Raw genomic sequence first — 15,798 nt, 5'->3', positions numbered from 1 at the left:
ATCTTTCGAAGTAAATGGTTCTCAGGAACCAATTCTTCAATCGTAACCAACTCAACAGTGACTTGCTTTTGCTCAGGCTTTTTTAACATGCAAACAATATAAAAAAGTCCTCACCAAAAGGCGAGGACTTTGTCAGCAATCTGAAAGGCCGGGACACATGTCCCGGCCTTCGTAGTTCAACCTTAGGTGCAGGTTTATTTATTCTTCCTTGCCCGCATTGAATTCTTCAATGACTTTTTCCGCGATGGGCGGCGGGCATTCTTCGTAGTGGGAGAGTTCCATGGTGAAGGTTCCCTGACCACCGGTCATGGAGCGCAGATCCGGTGCGTACTTCAGGATTTCAGACATGGGTACGTGGGCCTTGACCTCGGTCACACCGGCGGTGGAGTCGGAGCCGAGGACCTTGCCGCGGCGGGATGAAAGATCGCCGATGATGTCGCCCATAAATTCGTCAGGAACTTCAACCACAACGTTCATCAGCGGTTCAAGCAGGGCAACTCCGGCCTGTTCGCAGGCTTTCTTGAAAGCCATGGAACCGGCAACCTTGAAAGCCATTTCCGAGGAGTCAACGGAATGGTAGGAGCCGTCGTAAAGGGTGACCTTGAAGTCGATGATCTGTGAACCGGAAAGGAAACCCTTCTGGGCTGCTTCCTGAACACCTTTATCAACTGCCGGTATGTACTGCTTGGGAATTACACCGCCAACGATTTTGTTGACGAATTCGTAGCCGTCACCCTTAGTTTGCGGCTCAAGTTTGATCCAGCAGTCACCGAACTGACCGCGTCCGCCGGACTGTTTCTTGAAACGTCCGTTGACTTCAGCAAAGCCCTTGATGGTTTCGCGGTAGGGAACTTTGGGGGCATTGAGTACGATTTCAGCCTTGTAACGGCGTTTTGCTTTCTCAACGGAGATTTCGATATGGTTCTGGCCCATACCGGAAAGCAGGATATCAGCAGTCTCTTCATCGCGGGAAAGGGAGAGGTTGATGTCCTCAGCGAGCAGTTTCTGTATCGCCTGAAAGACTTTGTCTTCGTCACCTTTTTCTGCGGGAGAGAGTGCGAAGGTGATAAGTTGCGGAGCCAGTTCCGGCTTTTCAAGAGTGAACTTATTACCGTCATCGCAGAGAGTATCTCCGGTGAAGGTTTCCTTGAGTTTGGCAAGGGTAATAATTGCACCGGGACCTGCAGGAGCCTTGAGCGGTTTCTGATCCTTGCCGACCATGAGCTGGATGTTGCCCATTCTTTCTTTGGCGTCGGTGTTGGTGTTGGTCAGGGTCATATCGCCGCTGACGGTTCCGGAGAGAACGCGGCAGACGGTAAGCTGTCCGGCAAAGGGGTCTGCGATGGTTTTGAATACAAAGCAGGCCGCCGGGCCGTCAGCGGAAGATTCACGAGTTGTACCATCTTCACCCTGCCACTGGGGATGCTCAAGCGGGGAGGGCAGGTAGGTCTGGATCATGTCCAGCAGGAAGGAGCCGCCCTTGTTTTCCAGTGCAGAACCGACGCAGACCGGGAAAAGGCTGCGGTTCATTACACCGGCGGCCAGACCTTTTGCGATTTCTTCGGGAGCGAGTTCACCTTCTTCAAGATATTTTTCCATGAGATCTTCATCACTTTCCGCGATGTTTTCAATCATGGTTTCACGCAGAACTTCTACTTCGTCCGCGATATCGGCGGGAATATCACCCTTGGAGACTTTTCCATCCTTATCGAATAGATAAGCCTGACCGGAGAGCATATCCACTACGCCCTTGAAATTTTCCTTGATTCCGATTGGATAATGCAGCAGTACGGGGCTGATTCCGAGAGAGGAGTTAAGGCTGTCGAATGCAGAGTCGAAGTCTGCACGGTCTCGGTCCATCTTATTGATGAAAATAACTGTGGGGAGGTTTGCTTTTTCTACTGCTGCCCATGCTTTGCGCGAAAGGGGCTTGACTCCGTCCACGGCGTCAATGGTAAAGACAACGCCGTCGGACGCGGCTAGAGAGTAGGGGCGGTCTCCGCAGAAGTTTGCATCACCCGGAGTGTCGATAAGATAGTGGTCGTTTTTGTTCCACTTATATCCGGCGAAACCGGACTGGATGGAACCGCGGCGTTTAATTTCTTCAGGCTCGGTATCGAGGGCGGTGGTGCCTTCCTCAATCTTGCCGAGTCTGTCGATGACGCCAGCATTAAAAAGAATCATCTCGGCGGTAGAGGTTTTGCCACAACCGCCGTGGCCCACAAGTGCAAAAGTCCTTTGGTTTTGTAAAGCTTCAGACATTCAACAACTCCGTTTCTCTGAATGTTCACAGCCGGGACCGATGACCCGGCATGTACAGGTCTAAAGGTGCAACTTATAATTCTTCCTAATAATCCCTATAGGTACAGCCACGCTAACATGTCAAGCGTAGATAATTAATAAAAATTCGTGCATAAACAGTAATTGAGCACGACCTTATTCCGTTTTACGGAGGTTTAATAAATTGAGTAATCCCAATGTTTGCAGCCTTTCCCCGGCTGAAATCGACTGTTCCGGTCCATGGCTCCTGCATCCCCTTTCCCCGGCAGAAAAACTTATCCCCTCGCTGAAACAGCACGGACAGCTTGTTCCGGTGCTGGCGGTGGAAGAATCCGGTAAAAATCTGCTTATTGCAGGCAGGGCAAGGGTTGCCGCTGCTGCAAAGCTCGGAATGGATGTTTTGGTCCGTTATATAGATGCAGCTGATGATACTTCAAAGGCGGTGTTACATCTGGAAGAAAATGGCGCGCGTTTGGTGGACGAAAATGTGAAGTTGGCGACAATGCGTTTTTTCGCTGCCCGTCTGGACGGAGCCGACCTGCCCAAAACCGTGGCTCCGCTGCTCGGCATGAAGCCCAAATCGCGGGATATGAAATTCTGGCTGGATTGGATGGAACTGGAACCGGAATACGATGAATTGCTGGGGCTCGGTCACATCCCCTTGGCGGCAGTCGGTGTGCTTTCCAAACTTGATGAAACTGACCGTGCTTCACTGGTCCGGTTCTTTGAAAAATTGAGTTGGTCCCGCTCCAATGCGGTAAATTTCCTCACCTGGCTTTACGAGACTTCCCGCCGTGAGAACAAGTCTGTCACTGAACTTATTTCCACCCCTGTATTTGCAGCAGCAGGTGAGAGTGAATCGCCCAAGGATGCAGTTTCCCGGTTTTGCAAGGCAGCAAAAGAATTGCGCTATCCGCAACTGAGCGAGCTTGAAAAGACCCACAACAAGATCGTTTCTGAAATTTGTGCCGGGACCAAGTGGCGGGTTGAGCCTGTGGGTAGTTTCGAGACCGGGGAAGTCATGATCCAGACCCGTTTTAAGAGTCGTGAGATGATGGAAAAAGCCATGGACGATCTGGAATCAATCGCCAAATTCAGCGGCTGGGAAGAGTTGTTTGAATTGGGTCGAGACAAATAATACGATCTTTGAATTAATCAACACGGCGAAGCCCTAGTAAAAAGTTTTGAAGAGTCCAGAGAAACTTTTCCCAAAAGTTTCTTTGGCCCCGGAGGGCCGCCGGAGGCATAGTCATACATGAATAATAAATTCATTCTTCCTGATCATCTGAAGAGAATAGAAAAAATATATATTGATCGCTCCATGCAGAAAACTCCTGTTACCGAACGGGTGCTTTCGCGCATGCCTGATCTCCCGGTTGAAATCGTTGACCCGGAGAATTTTCCCCACGGCGAACTGGGCGGCAAGCAGTCCCTGTATTTAAAAGAATACAAGGGCAAGTTTCTGCGTTTCTGCCCCGGCACCCGTTACTATCACTGCTGCGGGTACCGGATTATCCACATCGGCGAGGGTTGCCCCATGGCCTGCTCCTACTGTATTTTACAGGCCTACTTTCAGGATAATGTGCTTAAAGTCTGGGCCAACCAGAATGATCTTTTTGATGAACTGGGTAAGGCTTTCTCCACTGATATTTCTACCCGCTACCGCGTGGGAACCGGGGAATTTACCGATTCCCTCGCCCTTGAGGCGGTAACCGGATACAGCCGTGATCTGGTGGAATTTCTCGGAGATCACCCCAATGTGTGTCTGGAACTCAAGTCCAAGATTATCGATCTTTCATGGATGGATGTGGTTAAGCGCACCGATCGTCTACTTCCGGCATGGTCTCTCAATGCGCCGTTCGTCAACGAGCACGAGGAGTTCGGTGTTTCCACCCTCAAGGAACGGCTTGAAGCTGCCCGTACCTGTGCTGAAGCCGGGTTCCGGGTCTGCCTGCACTTTGACCCCATCATCCGTTTTGATGGCTGGCGCGAGGGCTATGCGGAAATCATCGATATGATTTTTGATTATGTGAAGCCGGAACAGATTGCCTATTTCAGTCTCGGTTCATTCAGGCATATGCCGCATCTGAAGCCCATCATTGAGCAGAATTTCCCGGAAACAACCTACATCTACGATGAGTTCATCACCGGGAATGATAATAAAATGCGTCTGCTGCGGCCCTTACGTCTGCGCCAGTTCAAGTTCATTGTGGATCGTCTGCGTAAGCACGGCATGGGCAAGCAGCTCTATTTCTGCATGGAGTCTACTGAAAACTGGCAGGATGTCTTCGGATATACCCCCAAGGATTTAGGCGGGCTGGGCAAGCATCTTATGAAGCAGGCTTTTAACGACTAGCATCTTTCCGCTTAACTTAAATCTGTTCAGATTGAACCCCGCAACATGATCAATGCTGCGGGGTTTTGTTTTGCACATACTCATTTTCTAAGTTGCACAAAATTGTCTAACTGGTGCAAATAATTGCATATATAAATATTTAGTCAATGTTAACAGCTTGTTAAGAGGTGTTTTTAAAAGCCAAGTATCAAACAATTTTTTATTTCTGGCATGCCGCGTGAAATCTGATCAGGAAAAATCACGAGGTGTGAAATGGAATTATTTAAAATTGGTGCTGAGCTTCAGGAAGCAATCACTTTTTCCGGGACGGCCGGGACTATTGTCTGGATGCTGTTGATACAGCTGGTGTTGTTTGTGCTGTTTTTTGCTTTGGCTGTCCGAATTTTCAGGAAGTCCGTTGAGGAGTTCGAATTTTCATCTTCATTTTATGTTGTTAAAAAGCGTCATGGTGAAATTACAACGGAAGATTGCCCTTACGATTATATAAAGCATTAGTTTGAGTACTGAGGTCAGAAATGAATTTTTACAGTGCTATAGAAGATGTTTTGGGCGTTGTTGATGACGGCATGGTTGGAAACAATTTCAGAGGACTGGTTATGCTGGTTGCATTTACCATGGTCGCTATCTGGAGTTTGGGTCGTATCTTTTGTAGATCTATGATGACCTTATGACTATTTAAAAATAGTGCGGGGTATACAATGGTTACGGTGAATGAAGTCTTCGCGTTTATGTGTTTTATGTTTTTTGCATATCATGCCTTATTCAGCGGGGCCTAAAGTCTTCTGCTGCGGCCCTTTTGTGCAAAAATAGCACTTACCCTCTGGTGATTGGGATCATCTTGGTGTAATAACTCGATTAAAGGGGGATTATACCAATGTCCTTACAAGATTATAAAGTTCGAATTGATCGCCTTCAGGAAGGCCTTGGCAAGGCTTTTATTGAGAATCCGTTTATCCTGAACATTCCGGGCAAATCCATCGCTCTAAAGGTGGACCCCTATTATTACGTGGCTTTTGAACCCGCATTTTCCGAGAATCTGAGCCGCTTTGCGGTCATGCTGCCCAAAAACGTGCGTGACACTCTGGTGCGCACCGGGAACTTGGTCACCGATCAGGAAACCCGCAATCCGATCATCAAAATCCGCATGAAGTGGAATGATCGTTCATATGCCATGAATGTCTGTTTTGTGGAGTCCGGCTTCATTGATCAGGCCCTGAAGATATACGGCGGGGTCAAAGAGGAGGTCGGTCTGTCTGAAATACGTATCCTCGAGTCCGAACGAGAGAGACTGGAGCAGTTCTTCGGCGAGCGTACTCTTTTGAAGAGTGTGGCTTTTGTGGAGTAGTGGGGCGATGCTCAAAAAAATCCTCGCAGCCGCACTGCTCTTTTCCGTAGCAACCGCAGCCGGACTGTTCATTCTAAAATCCACTCAGCCAAAGGCGAACACTGCAGAGGATATTTCAAAATCTGACACCGATACAGCTGGTCTGGCTGAATTCAAAATAACTACAGATAAGAAAAAAGATGGTCAGGAGCAAAGAAGCGATTCCGATATTAAGGAGTCTCTCAACGGCATCACTTATACAAAGATCAATGTCTACGAACTTTATGATATTTGCGAGCGCAAGGATAATGCATTGATCGGCGGCAATTATGTCATGCGCGGGGTTGTATATAATGAAAAACAGCTTGGAAAGGATACTTCATTTGTGCTCATGAGGCACAACTTATGGTGTTGCCCGGATCATTCTATTTCGTTCGGATTCAGGGTTAATTTTGATAAGGCTGAATCATTAAGGAATGGGCAATGGGTGAAGGTTTACGGAAAGCTTGAGAAGGGTGCATTGGACGCTGAGGCGGCAATGCCTTCAGCTGAAGAAATGGAAAGAATTAATCTGGCACCCAATGTTGATGTAGAAAAGAATTGGATATTTACTGCCAGCAAGGTCGAGAAAGTCAGTGCTCCGGAGCAATTGTACATTACTTATTGGAATACCAAAGAGCCTTTTTATTACTAGAATTTTTAGGATTTAATTTCTCATAAAAAATAGCCGCAACATCAACCGATGTTGCGGCTATTTTTTTGCACAAATTTATATTGTAATCCGGCGAAGCCTAATAAAAGTTTTTGAAGAGTCCAGAGAAACTTTTTTCAAAAAGTTTCTCTGGTCCCCGAAGGGCCGCCGGAGGCACTCTTAATGCTGACGGGTCTGGCTCTTGGGGCAGGTGTCTTCAAGGTAACAGACTTCGCAGCCGCCGGAGTAGGGGAAGGGGGTGAATACCGCGTACTGGCGGTTTACGGTACCTTCCTGATTCCAGGTCAGGCCGAGGGATTCGAAGGCTTTAAGCACTTCTTCGCCGGGCTTGGGCAGCGGTGCGCACTTGCCTTCTTCCAGTTGCGGAATCAGGGACTGTGCTGCGGACATGACGAGGGTGATGGCGAGGTTGTGGTGGGCAAGTCCCTCGGTGGGGGTTTCCTGCCAGATTTCCTCAACAGCATCTTCCACTTCTTTTTCAAGAAAGAGAAGCAGGAAGTCAGTGCCTTTGCCGCCCTCGGGCTGCTTCAGGGTGTAGGCTTTGAGATGGGGTTCCCATTCGTTCCAGTATTTTTCAAGGCTTTCCATGAGGGAATGCTCAAAGCGGGTGGTTCCGTGCAGTTCGCTAAAATAGAAAATATTGAATTCCGGGGTCGGCTTTGCTTCGACGATTTTAAAAGTGCTCATATCCTTATATCTCCTGACTTACGTTCTGGGTTGGTGAACAGTTTCTTTACCCGCTAAAACATAAAGCCTCAAGTCTAAAAGTCCAGATCAAAAAAAGTCCCCGGAAGCAAAATACTTCCGGGGACTTTCAGGTCTTATTGATTCAGTACTGCTTAGATTTTGCAGGCAGTTCTGAGATCGTCTACAGCGTCGGTCTTTTCCCAGGTGAAGTTGGGGTTGTTGCGACCGAAGTGTCCGTAACAAGCGGAAGGCTTGTAGATGGGACGACGCAGGTCCAGGCGCTCGGAGATGTACCAGGGGCGCAGGTCGAATACTTCCTTGACCGCTGCGGTCAGGGTTTCATCGGAAACTTCGCCGGTACCGTGGGAGGTAGCCAGAACGGATACGGGCTCTGCAACACCGATTGCGTATGCAACCTGAACTTCTGCGCGCTCGGCAAGGCCGGCAGCTACGATGTTCTTGGCGATGTAACGGGCCATGTATGCGCCGGAACGGTCCACTTTGGACGGATCTTTACCGGAGAAAGCACCACCGCCGTGGTTACCCATACCGCCGTAGGTGTCGTTGATGATCTTACGACCGGTCAGGCCGCAGTCACCCATGGGGCCGCCGATTACGAAACGACCGGTGGTGTTGATGTAGATTTTGGTAGCATCGTCGATCATTTCTGCGGGCAGGGAAGCCAGCACAACTTCACGTTTGATGTCTTCGTAAATCTGTTCCTGCTCGATGCCGTCATCGTGCTGGGCAGCGATAACAACGTCAGCAATGCGGACGGGCTTGCCATCGAGGTATTCGAAAGCAACTTCGGTTTTTCCGTCAGGACGGAGGTAGTCGAGAGTTGCGTCCTTACGAACTTCAGTGAGTCTGCGGGACAGCTTGTGAGCGTAGTGAATGGGAGCAGGCATGAGGGTTTCAGTTTCTTTGCATGCGAAACCGAACATCATACCCTGGTCGCCGGCACCCTGGCTTTCGGGGGTGTTGCGGTCAACACCCTGTGCGATGTCCACAGACTGCTTATCAATAGAAGAAATAACAGCACAAGTATCAGCGTCAAAACCCATGTCGGAGTTTACGTAGCCGATTTCACGGATGGTGTCGCGAACGATAGACTGAAAGTCTGCGTATCCGGTGGTGGAAATTTCACCTGCGATGAATGCCATACCGGTGGTTACCAGTGTTTCACATGCAACACGGGCATCTTTATCCTGAGCGAGAATGGCATCAAGAATTGAGTCGGAAATCTGGTCAGCCACTTTATCGGGGTGACCTTCGGTTACTGATTCAGAGGTAAAAAAGTACTTGCCTTTGCTGCTGATCATTTAAAAGTTCCTCCTGGAATTAATTGGCGGGGTAAATGTTATTCGAAACCGTTTTTCGGTAACTCCCCGGAATATATAGCTCAAAATCACTATATAAATAAATTTGCATATAAGAATGAAGTCACCTTACACTTTTATGAGCAGATTGTCTATCAATCTTGCCTTGCCAACTTGCACTGCTACCGCACAAAGTGCCCTTTCAGACACTTTATTGAGGATATTGATATTTTCGGGGTGCACAATTTCGATATAATCAATGCGGCTCCCCGGAATGGTTTCAGCATAAAAATCAGCAAGATCATCCTTGAGTTTTACAACGTCAGATTCGCCGTCAGCCACTTGATCGCGCATTTTCTGCAACCCTTTCTGAATGTTGGGGGCTGCGGATTTTTCTTCGTCGGTGAGATAGACATTGCGGGAACTCATAGCCAGCCCGGATTCTTCACGTACGATTTCATGGCCCTGCACATCCACGGGGATATTCAGGTCGCGGACCATTCTTTTGATGACTGCCAGTTGCTGCCAGTCCTTTTGCCCGAATACAGCTACGTGGGGCTGCGCGGTCATGAAGAGTTTGGTGACCACAGTTGCCACGCCCCGGAAATGCACCGGGCGAGATTGGCCGCAGAGGTTGGCGGCAAGATCCGGGACTTCCACCCATGTGCAGTGGTCATCGAAATACATGTCGTCACGCACCGGTGTAAAAAGAATATCCACGCCGCGCTTTTCAGCAAGTTTGGAGTCGCGCTCCAGATCGTGGGGATAGGCGTCTAGGTCCTCGTTCTCCCCGAACTGGGTGGGGTTTACAAACAGGCTGACGATAAGTACGTCACACTGCTTGCGGGCGGCGTCCATGAGGCTCAGATGTCCTTCATGAAAGTAGCCCATGGTCGGTACTAGACCGATTTTTTTACCCTCGCTGCGAAGCATGAGGCAAAGATTCTGAAGTTCCTGCGGATTACTGATTGTTTCCATTTTATAAACCCTGATGATTCGATTTTAGCGGCGGAAGCCATCATTAATATATGGAAGATTTGGGAATCCGTTTACGTTGATTGATATTTGTTGTCTATAGCATGCTGGGGGAATTGGTGTCGATGGGGTAAGGGGGCAAATAAGCTACCTGGAAAACATAATCTGTTATAATCTGTTCTATGTCTTCAATGAACTGTTGGATTAAATTCTGAATATGCCTTGGGTCCGGGGGTGATTGTGAGTTGTTTGTGGAATAAGTGTTTTGGTGCTGTGGTGCTGTTTTCAGTGGTAATGGTCGGCCTGTGGTTTGTCGTGCCCAAGCCGGAGTTGATCGTTTCGATTTTGATACGGATGGTTGCCTGCGGTGCTGCTGTCTATATTGCCGTAAAATGTGATGAGTGGAAAATTTTGTTTCTGGCAGCCATGTTTTTTCTGATGGCTTCGCGGCAAGTGTTGACTCTGCTTATTTGGACAGGTGCTATCGAGAGGACTCAGTGGTTTAATACTCTTAGCGAGCTTCCCGGTTTTGTGGTTACAATACTTTCCTTGGTCTCCATCATATATCTTGGCTTAATTCTGTCGGGAAAAAAGCAAATAATTCAACGTCAGGATGCTAATATCAAGGAGTTGAACAGTCTGCTGCCCATTTGCTCCAAATGCAGAAAAATAAGGGATGACGACGGCTACTGGCAGGATCTGGAAGCTTATATCGTCAACCATACAGACTCCGAGTTTACGCATGGTGTCTGCGAGAGTTGCTCAGATGAGATGTACGGTGGGCAGGCGTGGTATGAGAAGGCCAAAAAAAAGCGCGCAAAGAAATAGTTAATCCCCATCCCGGTTCCGCACATCGTCACGCCATGTCATGAGCGGGGCGCAACAGCCCAGCCCTTCGAAAAGCTGGCGTTTTGCGTCCTCTCCTTCGTCGGGATCGCTCATCAGCAGGCAGATGTAACGATTCATGGATTCGTCCCAGAACAGGTCCGGGCATCTTTTCATGTATCCGTATTTACGGTGTGAAACTTCACACTGGTCGGAAATGCAGCACCATCCGCATCCTACGCATGGCTTACCGGACAACGTTCATGCCGCCTCTGCGGACAGCATGTGACATATTGTGTGAATTGAATAAACAGACTTCTACCGCCCGGATATGAGATAGGTTCATTAGAGAAAATCCTGAAAAAAGTAGGCAGTATTGCTGTGGCGATTTTAATTGATGAGCGGACGCTACATCTGTGGATGGTGAAAAGCAAGCAGTCTTTGGGGCGGGGCTGATCTAAATCAGCACCCGCACCATACAAAGCACATCATTTTTATAGCTGCCGTCCCGTTTGTATTCCCGGTATCCGGCAGAATGGGCGCAGCCTACGGCGTATAATGAGCCGTCTTCTTCGATCAGCTTTACTGCGGATTCGCCTTCGCTGAGCTGGGTGAAGTCCGGATCAAGGGTGATGATTTCGCCTGTATCACGTTCCGGATTGGTGGATGAGATCAGCTTGCCGCCCGGTTCCACAAACATGCCCTCTGCGCCTTCTATGATTCTGCCCTGACCGTCCTGAGGGAGGACATCTCCAAGCATGGCCTCGAATTCCGGTTCGGAATCAAATACAATGCCGATGCCTCCCAGTACGTGGGATGAATCTTCATGCGAGGTGATAGATGCATTATATATGTATGTATATCTGTCTCTTCCTTCTGTGGCGTAGAGGTCGGTTTTGAAGAAATCGGAGACGCAGTAGAGCTGAGAATCAGTGATTCTCAACGCTTCGCCTACGTAGCCTGCGTTCAGTATCCGGCCTTCCTTGTCGTATTCTCCGGGATTGGAGCAGGCCAGTATTTTGCCTGAACGGTCATAGATGAAAAGGTTGGTGTAGACCGTGTAAAGGCTGTTGATATAACCCAGAATCTTACGCATCTGATCACGGTCTGCTTCGTTTTTCTCCGGTTTTGCGAGAATTGTTTTGAAGTCCGAGGTCAGTGCCCACCAGCGGCAGTCGTTGGCCCGCTCATATAGGTTGCGGTCCATGATATCGATGGCCAGCTGGGCAAGGAACTGGGTGTCATGCAAGCGTGAAGCTGTGACAAGCTGCAGGAGTTCATCAGTGGAATGCTGAAAAACATGCTGGACCTGATCTCCGATTTTTTTGATCTCATTGAGGATGTGCGGCAAAGCCCGTCCTTCCATCTGCTCGACCGGATTAGGCTCGATGCATTTCTTGGCAGCCATGATCTCGCCGTTCTGTACAACAAGCTCAAGGTCTGAAAGCACGTTTTCCGAAGCTTCTTCCACATGGGTCAACCGGGCTGAGAAGTGTGCTTTTTCCCGGATTGCCGCTGCATCAAATGAATTATCGCTGTCTTCGCTGAAGGCTGTATCCAGTTTTTTTAAAACATGACCGTACCACGGCAAACCGAAAAAGCCCTGATACCCTTTGGTCTTCACTGTTTTGGAAAGATACGGGGTCTCCTTAATATTAATGATCTGGAAGTCTTCTTCGAGATTCATAATAATTTTTTTCCCTGTGGGGACAGTGTCTGTATCGCTGGATGCGATTGCCTGTCCCCGATCATCCAGCACAATGAGAATTGTGTCTTTGGAAAATTCGCTCAGGTGCTTGAATATCCCGTCCATTTCACCTGCGAAATCAAATATCAGGCAGAGCACTCCGAGATTAGCTCCGGTGTCCGGGGATTTAATGGCCTGTGAATATATCAGGACCTCTCCCTCTTCCGGGGCCAGATCGCTGGTTCTGTATGTTTCGATGTAGTCTGCAGCAGCAAGGGTTTCTGTAATCAGCGGATCGCGGGAGCTTGTGATGTGATTGTTCTGGTCAAGATGGGCGCAGACCTGTCCTGCTGTGTCCAGAATAACAATTTCATTATATACTGTATATTTGTCCCGGTATTCACGCAGTCTGTCTTCAATTATAGATACATCGTGCAGGGTCCTTTCCGGATTATCCAGAAAGCGGACCAGATCGTCATCGGTGGCAAGGAATCCCACATCCGCAGTTCTTTCGAAAAGGTTTCGTTTGAGGATGTCGATCACAACCTGTGCGACAGCGGAGATTTCCTGAACCACCTTGTGGGTGTTTTCCTTGATCAGGATTTCGATCAGGTTCTGCCGGAGGCCGGAGAAGTTTTCCTGAGTTTTGATAATAAAATCAATGAGAGTCTGGGCAATGCGGCTGCAGTTGATTTTTCCGGTCATGGTAGCCATGGTCCACTGTCTGTCCAGACGGGTCAGGCGTGACATGCAGTTGGAGGTGGTCGGCATAACCTGAAGCAGCTGTTTTGAGTGTTTTTCGGTCAAAGTGTGGTTCATCAGTCTCTCGCTTGTAGGTCTGTTCTGGAACTATGGTTTCCAAAAATGTGTAAAATTGATCTTCAAATTTGTATTTTGCTAGTAAGATTTGCAATTAACGTGCAAAGTGGGTGTGGGTGAGGTGTTATTTAAGTTCAAAAATGTAGTTGATGGTTGAGCGAGTAGTCAAAGTAAGGCAGGAGGGGGTATGGAATTAGGGTTGGAAAAGTTTTGAAATCTGCAAAATATAATACAAAATATGGCAGATTTGTGATATTTAATTTGTAGAGATTTTTGTATTTTACAAAAATGTATAAGGGGGTGGCTGTGGTGTTTTTTATGAATAGGCATTAATCAACCTGCATCTCCCCAACTCCCTGCTTGTCTTGAATCTCCATGCGGGTTATGTCCCTGCCTATGAATAAGGATAATCTCTTCACCGCCGGAATCAGTCTTTCTCCGCAGGATTTGATCCTCTACGAGCACACCCTTAAGGACCTCATTCAGGAATTCCTGCCTTTTGAATCCTACAGCCTTTATTTTCCCAAGCCGCCCAAGGGGCAGTTTCGGGCCAAGCTTGAAGCCCGCTATAATGTCGAAGAAGCACAGCTGATGCTTCCTTTGCGTCTGCGCGGTCGCGATCTCTGCTACTTCATTGCGCGAGGGGTAGAGCTTGAGGCACCGGAGGCTTTGCCGCCTTATCTTGAGGCTCTGGCTGCCTGTTCGCTGGAAAAGATTCTGCTCTACAAAGGTTCCATCACCGACCGGCTGACCGGAATGGCTACCCGTGATTATTTCATGTCCAAGCTGAACAAGGAGCTGGACCTGATCCAGAACTGCATGATGCCGACCACGGGTGGCTGCAAGGACCCCGGCATACCCACTTTCAGCGGTTCTGTGGGCGTGGTTGTCCTCGATATGGATCATTTTCAGCGCATTAATGACCGTTACGGTTACGGGCTTGGTGATTCCATCATCGCCGACCTTGCCGCGCGGATTAATGAAGTGGTGGTCGAGTCTGTCATCTGCGCACGTATTTTTGATGATAAGTTTGCCTTTTTGATTCCGGACGGACGGCCCAAAGCCTGTGCCAAGCTGGCAGAAGAGTTGCGTGCGCTGGTGGAGGGATTTCCGGTGGCAGATCCGGTTACCGGAGATGTGATCAAGGTCAGCGTCAGTGCCGGGTACGCCAACTATCCGCAGTCTTTGTCCGGGCCGCATTTCAAGCGTTCAGCAGACGAGCAGGCCCGTATCCTCATGCGCAAAGCCCACAAAGCCGTGGCAACTGCCAAGGATTTCGGGCGTAATTGCGTTTTTGCTTACTCTGATATTTTGCAGAAAGGCGGCAAGGTGCTCGAAGTCCTGCCTCTGCAGCGTCTGGCCCTGTCCATCGGGCAGAGTGTCGATGCCCGCGAAGGTGCGCGCTTTCTGGTCTGGTCACCTGATTATCAGGCCGGAACACAGGCCCGTATCACTGAGGATGAGCGGATTTCCGGTTCTTATCCGACCATGTACAAGGCCGAGGTGGTCATCATCGAGGTGCAGGAGGAGATTGCCTTTGCTGAAATTCTGCATCTCAGCGACCCGGCGTGGCCTGTTGCCGAGGGAGACCGTCTGACTCTGCTCAATGAGAAGGACAGTTTTTTTGATGCGCAGGCCGGACCGGAGGCCAATGCTTCCCCGCAGCGGGATATGGTCACCGGGCTGTACAGCTATAAGGAATTTATCGGACGCTACAGCCGTATGCGTCAGAATCTGGATAAGTTTTCCGTGGCTGTATTGCGTCTCGTCGCCAACCCGGCGGAGCAGGGCGGTAATTTCCAGAAGCTGACAGACGCGCAGGTTCAGAAGGTTGCTTCACGGGCGGATACTTTTTTTGATGAATCCTGCATGGGCGGGCGATACAGCCTGAACAGCCTGATTTACTTTTTCCCGGATGGGGAATCCGATTCAGTGATGGAAAATGTGCTGCGGCTGGTGCGTGAATGTTCTGATGATTTTGAGATCGAACTCGGAGCCGGGGTGGCTTCTTTTCCTTTCCTTAATTACCGGCGCAGTGAAATTCTTGATAACTGCCGCAAGGGGTTGGACCATTCGCTTATGCTCGAAAAGCCCATGGTGGCCCAGTTTGATTCTGTATCACTGAATATTTCCGCTGACCGACTTTACGTTGACGGCGATATTTACGGCGCAATTGAGGAGTTTCGTCTCGCTCTGCTGGCTGATTCCGACAACATACTTGCCCGCAACTCGCTGGGTATCTGCTACGCGCAGGTGGGCAAGCCGGAGCAGGCCCGCAAGCAATTCGAAGAAGTGCTCGACATCACCCCCAAGAATATCATGGCCCTGTACAACCTCGGTTGGACCTGCCAGATGCTGGGCAGTATGGACAAAGCGCGCGAGGCTTATGAAAAATGTCTTGAGCTGGAGCCGGAGAATGTCTTTTCCCTCGTGCGGCTGGGAGTGCTTGCCGAACAGGACAAGGGGCTGGACGAGGCTGAGCAGTATTACCTCAAGGCCGCTAAGCTTAATGGCGGGGATGCTCTGACCATGCGGCATTTGGCCCGCATTTCCTACGTGCGCCAAGACATGGACAAGGCCCGCGAATACCTGCATCAGGCCCTTAATGCCAACCATAACGACGCCGCAGCCATGAATATGCTGGCCCGCATCTACTTGGAAAGCGGAGAAGATCCGCAGGTTGCGGAAGTGCTGGCCCGGCAGAGTGCGGCTCTCAAGCCCGCAAAAGAACAGTTCTGGGAAACGCTGGCCAAGGCCCTAGAAGTGCAGGAGAAGTTCGAAGAAGCCGAACAGGTAAGATCAAGATTTTAAGTA

Annotated in this window: 13 protein-coding genes; 7 read left to right on the top strand and 6 right to left on the bottom strand. The window is 49.3% G+C overall.

The annotated features are described in order from the left end of the window. Positions 1-198: 198 nt before the first annotated feature. The gene (gene fusA / locus FMR86_RS19045) at positions 199-2,262 is read right to left on the bottom strand and encodes an elongation factor G (RefSeq protein ID WP_163352993.1); all 2,064 of its coding nucleotides are present in this window, start codon (positions 2,260-2,262) and stop codon (positions 199-201) included. Positions 2,263-2,464: 202 nt separating this feature from the next. On the opposite strand from fusA, the gene FMR86_RS19040 reads away from it, so the two are divergent. The 5 genes from FMR86_RS19040 to FMR86_RS19020 all read left to right on the top strand — a co-directional run bounded on the left by FMR86_RS19040 (position 2,465) and on the right by FMR86_RS19020 (position 6,654). Further along, positions 2,465-3,418, top strand: coding sequence for a ParB N-terminal domain-containing protein (locus FMR86_RS19040; RefSeq protein ID WP_163352992.1), 954 nt, complete (start codon positions 2,465-2,467; stop codon positions 3,416-3,418). A 117-nt stretch (positions 3,419-3,535) separates the two neighbouring features. Continuing rightward, a complete protein-coding gene (locus FMR86_RS19035) occupies positions 3,536-4,636 on the top strand; it encodes a spore photoproduct lyase family protein (RefSeq protein WP_163352991.1) in 1,101 nt (366 codons plus the stop codon). 252 nt (positions 4,637-4,888) lie between these two features. After that, positions 4,889-5,131, top strand: coding sequence for a hypothetical protein (locus FMR86_RS19030; protein ID WP_163352990.1), 243 nt, complete (start codon positions 4,889-4,891; stop codon positions 5,129-5,131). A 379-nt stretch (positions 5,132-5,510) separates the two neighbouring features. Continuing rightward, the gene (locus FMR86_RS19025; protein WP_163352988.1) at positions 5,511-5,981 is read left to right on the top strand and encodes a hypothetical protein; all 471 of its coding nucleotides are present in this window, start codon (positions 5,511-5,513) and stop codon (positions 5,979-5,981) included. 7 nt (positions 5,982-5,988) lie between these two features. After that, positions 5,989-6,654: a hypothetical protein gene (locus tag FMR86_RS19020; RefSeq protein ID WP_163352987.1), complete on the top strand. Its 666-nt coding sequence runs from the start codon at positions 5,989-5,991 to the stop codon at positions 6,652-6,654. A gap of 177 nt (positions 6,655-6,831) precedes the next feature. On the opposite strand, the gene FMR86_RS19015 is transcribed toward FMR86_RS19020, so the two are convergent. From FMR86_RS19015 to panC, 3 genes are all read right to left on the bottom strand, one after another. Further along, a complete protein-coding gene (locus FMR86_RS19015) occupies positions 6,832-7,359 on the bottom strand; it encodes a hypothetical protein (RefSeq protein WP_163352986.1) in 528 nt (175 codons plus the stop codon). A 152-nt stretch (positions 7,360-7,511) separates the two neighbouring features. Continuing rightward, positions 7,512-8,681 carry a methionine adenosyltransferase gene (metK, locus tag FMR86_RS19010; RefSeq protein ID WP_163352985.1) on the bottom strand — a complete coding sequence of 390 codons (1,170 nt, stop codon included), beginning with the start codon at positions 8,679-8,681 and terminating at the stop codon, positions 7,512-7,514. 126 nt (positions 8,682-8,807) lie between these two features. After that, entirely contained in the window at positions 8,808-9,656 is an 849-nt protein-coding gene (gene panC / locus FMR86_RS19005) for a pantoate--beta-alanine ligase (RefSeq protein ID WP_163352984.1), read from the bottom strand. Between the two features lie 237 nt (positions 9,657-9,893). Between panC and FMR86_RS19000 the strand changes: the two genes are divergently transcribed. Then, a complete protein-coding gene (locus tag FMR86_RS19000) occupies positions 9,894-10,481 on the top strand; it encodes a hypothetical protein (RefSeq protein WP_163352983.1) in 588 nt (195 codons plus the stop codon). Here the strand turns inward: FMR86_RS19000 and FMR86_RS18995 are convergent, their stop codons facing one another. Beyond that, positions 10,482-10,736 carry a hypothetical protein gene (locus tag FMR86_RS18995; RefSeq protein WP_163352982.1) on the bottom strand — a complete coding sequence of 85 codons (255 nt, stop codon included), beginning with the start codon at positions 10,734-10,736 and terminating at the stop codon, positions 10,482-10,484. It abuts the gene before it with no gap. A 199-nt stretch (positions 10,737-10,935) separates the two neighbouring features. Further along, a complete protein-coding gene (locus FMR86_RS18990) occupies positions 10,936-12,984 on the bottom strand; it encodes a chemotaxis protein CheW (RefSeq protein WP_163352981.1) in 2,049 nt (682 codons plus the stop codon). A 396-nt stretch (positions 12,985-13,380) separates the two neighbouring features. On the opposite strand from FMR86_RS18990, the gene FMR86_RS18985 reads away from it, so the two are divergent. Further along, positions 13,381-15,795 (top strand): tetratricopeptide repeat protein, encoded by a 2,415-nt coding sequence (locus FMR86_RS18985; RefSeq protein WP_239057296.1) that lies wholly within the window; start codon positions 13,381-13,383, stop codon positions 15,793-15,795. Positions 15,796-15,798 lie beyond the last annotated feature (3 nt).

Source organism: Desulfovibrio sp. JC010, from assembly GCF_010470675.1.
In the GTDB taxonomy this organism is placed as follows: Bacteria; Desulfobacterota; Desulfovibrionia; order Desulfovibrionales; family Desulfovibrionaceae; genus Maridesulfovibrio.
Note: the sequence above shows the minus strand (reverse complement) of the source record. Positions and strands in the feature narration are given on the sequence as shown.